2 protein-coding genes are annotated in these 3,148 nt (G+C 74.8%); both read left to right on the top strand.

Going from position 1 to position 3,148, the window contains the following annotated elements:
• Positions 1-238 precede the first annotated feature (238 nt).
• Positions 239-2,044 carry an ABC transporter ATP-binding protein gene (locus tag Q0858_RS21470; protein ID WP_299058440.1) on the top strand — a complete coding sequence of 602 codons (1,806 nt, stop codon included), beginning with the start codon at positions 239-241 and terminating at the stop codon, positions 2,042-2,044.
• Positions 2,041-2,928 (top strand): serine/threonine-protein kinase, encoded by an 888-nt coding sequence (locus Q0858_RS21465; protein WP_299058438.1) that lies wholly within the window; start codon positions 2,041-2,043, stop codon positions 2,926-2,928. The genes Q0858_RS21470 and Q0858_RS21465 overlap by 4 nt, the downstream gene beginning before the upstream one ends.
• Positions 2,929-3,148 lie beyond the last annotated feature (220 nt).

Genomic DNA, 3,148 nt, shown 5'->3' with positions numbered 1-3,148 from the left:
ATCTTCACCGCGCTCCAGCCGGCGCGCATGTCCGCCGAGGGCCGGCGCTCCAAGAGCTCCGACGACCGCAAGCGTCGCCGTCGGCGCAAGAAGCGGCGCAACCGCTCGCGCAGCGGCCGCTCGCGCAGCCGTTCCAACTGACGTTCCCCCGGGCGCTGACGCGCCTCACGACACCGGACCGGGTGGGTGGCTCATGATGGGAGCCACCCGCCCGGTCCGTCGTTCCCAAGGATCACTGATGACCGAGCCCTCCGCCACCCCGACGTGGACCCAGCGCGTCGCGGCGTCCCTGCGACCCGACGGCCGCGACGACCACCTCGTCGCTCAGGCGCAGGGGATGACGATCGTCGAGGTGGTCCGGCGCTTCTGGCCACGCCTGCGCCCCCTGCGGTGGTGGCTCCTGCTCGGCCTCGGTCTGCTGATGGCGGCGCCCGCCATCGCCACCGTCGAGATCCTGCTCTTCTCCCGGCTCGTCGACGACGTGCTGGTCCCCGCCGACTGGCGTCCCCTGCTCTGGCTCGCCGCGGCGTACGTCGGGCTCAACCTGCTCAGCGCGGTGGTCGACGGCACCGACGACTACCTGTCCACCTGGGTCTCGCAGCGCTTCCTCGTCGGACTGCGGCGCGACGCGTTCTCCCACGTCCTCGCCCTGCCCTCGCACGCGATGGACCGCCGCCGCCTCGGCGACACCATGGCCCGCCTCACCTCCGACATCGGCAGCGTCGAGCGGTTCATGGTCGGCCAGCTGACGGCCGGCCTGGGCGCGCTCGCGACCCTGCTCTTCTACGTCGGCGCCCTCCTCTGGCTGCAGTGGGAGCTCGCGCTGGCGTCCTTCGTCGTCGTCCCGCTCTTCTGGTGGGTCTCGAAGCGCTTCGCGACGCTCACGCGGGAGATCTCGCGCGAGCGCCGGCGCCGCGGCGGCTCGCTGTCCTCCCTGACCGAGGAGAACCTCGCCAACGCCACCCTCGTCCAGACCTACGGGCGCGAGGAGCAGGCGGTGGCGACGTACCACCGGCAGAACCAGGCCATCGCGCACGCCGAGCTCGCGGGCAGCCGCATCCGCGCGCTGTTCCTCCCCCTGGTCGACCTGGCCGAGCTGATCGGCATCCTGCTCGTCATCGGCCTCGGCGTGTGGGCGCTGGCGACGGACCGGCTCACCCTCGGTGGGCTGCTCGCGTTCCTCACGCTGCTGTCGTCCTGCTACCGGCCGATCCGGGAGCTGACGGACCTGCTGCCGTCGCTGTACTCCGCCACCGCCGGCGTCGAGCGGGTCGTCGAGCTGCTCGACGAGCCGCTGGCCAAGGACCGCGAGGGCGCCCGCGACGTCGCCGTCACCCGTGGCGAGGTCGAGCTGCGCGGCGTGCGGGCGTCGTACCCGGTGGACCCGACGTCCGACGCCCCGGGTGACCCGCGGCCGGTGCTCGACGGCTTCGACCTGCACCTGCGGCCCGGGGAGCGCGTCGCCCTGGTCGGGCCCAGCGGGTCCGGGAAGTCGACGGTCGCCCGCCTGCTCACCCGCCATCTGTCCCCCGACGGCGGCACCGTCCTGCTCGACGGGCAGGACGTCGCCGACGCCACCGCCTCGTCCGTGCGGCGTGCGGTCACCGTCGTGCTCCAGGAGAACCTGCTTCCCGACGCCACCGTCGCCGAGACCATCGCCTTCGCCCGTCCCGACGCGAGCCGCGAGGACGTCGTCCGCGCGGCGCACGCCGCGGACGCCCACGGCTTCGTCACCCGGCTCCCCGACGGCTACGACACCCGCATCGGGCAGCGGGGCCGGACCTTGTCCGGCGGACAGCGCCAGCGGTTGTCGCTGGCCCGGGCACTGCTGCACGACGGGCCCGTCCTCGTGCTCGACGAGCCGACGACCGGTCTCGACCCCGCGTCGTCGCGGCGCCTGCTGGACGCCGTGCTCGACGGGGCGCAGGGTCGGACCGTGCTGCTGCTGACCCACGACCCGATCGCCCTGGAGTACGTCGACCGGGTGGTCGACCTCGGCGAGGCCGCCCCGGTCCCGCCCGTCCTGACCGGGTCCGCCCCGTGATCGGCGCGCGGGCGCGGCGCCGTACGACGGCGGGGTCCGGTGACCCGGTGGCGGCCGCGCGGGCGACGGGCGCGGTGCCGCCGGACGGCTACGAGCCGCTCGCCGTCCTCGGGCACGGCCGCCGGTGCGTCACCTGGGACGCCTGGGACCTCGCCCGGGACGCCCGGTGCGTCGTGAAGGTGCTGCGGGCCGACCGGCTCGCCCGCTCCTCGCCGGCGGAGCGCGAGGACCTCGTCTCGTCCACGCTCGCCGAGGCGCGGATCCTCGTGGAGCTGGGCCACCCGCACCTCGTCCGGGGCTACGAGGTGCTCACCGACCCGCTGCCCGGGATGGTGATGGAGACCCTCGGCGGCGAGGCCCTCGACGCGGTGGTCGAGGACCAGCCGATCGGTGCGGCCGACGCCGCGATGCTCGGGCTGCAGCTGTGCTCCGCGCTGGGGTGGCTGCACCGTCACGACTGGCTCCACCTGGACCTCAAGCCGGCGAACGTCGTCGTCGAGGCCGGCCGCGCGAAGGTCATCGACCTGGGTCTGGCCGGGCGACCTGGCGACGGTCGGCCCGGGTCGGGGACCCGCGGCTACCTGGCGCCCGAGCAGGCCGTCGGTCGCGGGCTCTCGCCGGCCACCGACGTGTGGGGCCTCGGCGTCACGCTGCTCGAGTGCCTGACCGGCGACCTGCCCTTCGGCGACGAGGCGACCTGGGAGTCACGACGCCGGCGTCCGCTGCTGGACCGCGCCATGCCGACCGCCCCCCGCGCCCTCCCGGCCGACCTTCCCGCCCCGCTGGCCGACGTCCTGCGTCGTTGCGTGGCCCTGGACCCCACCGCCCGCCCCGACCTCGCCGCCGTCCGCAGCGTCCTGCGGGAGATCACCAGCGACCGCTAGCCGCTCCCCCGCCCGCGCCGCGCCCGGCCGGCCATGTAACGCGGTGTTACTGCCACTGAACACGGCACTGGCGCGTCGTTTCCTGCAACATGACCGCGGTAGACGTGCCGACTCGACGCCCTCACGCCGCGCAGACGTGCCGACTCGACGCCCTCACGCCGCGCAGACGTGCCGACTCGACGCCCTCACGCCGCGCAGACGTGCCGACTCGACGCCCTCA

This window comes from uncultured Nocardioides sp. (assembly GCF_947489365.1).
In the GTDB taxonomy this organism is placed as follows: Bacteria; Actinomycetota; Actinomycetes; order Propionibacteriales; family Nocardioidaceae; genus Nocardioides.
This window is presented reverse-complemented; position numbering and strand designations above follow the sequence as displayed.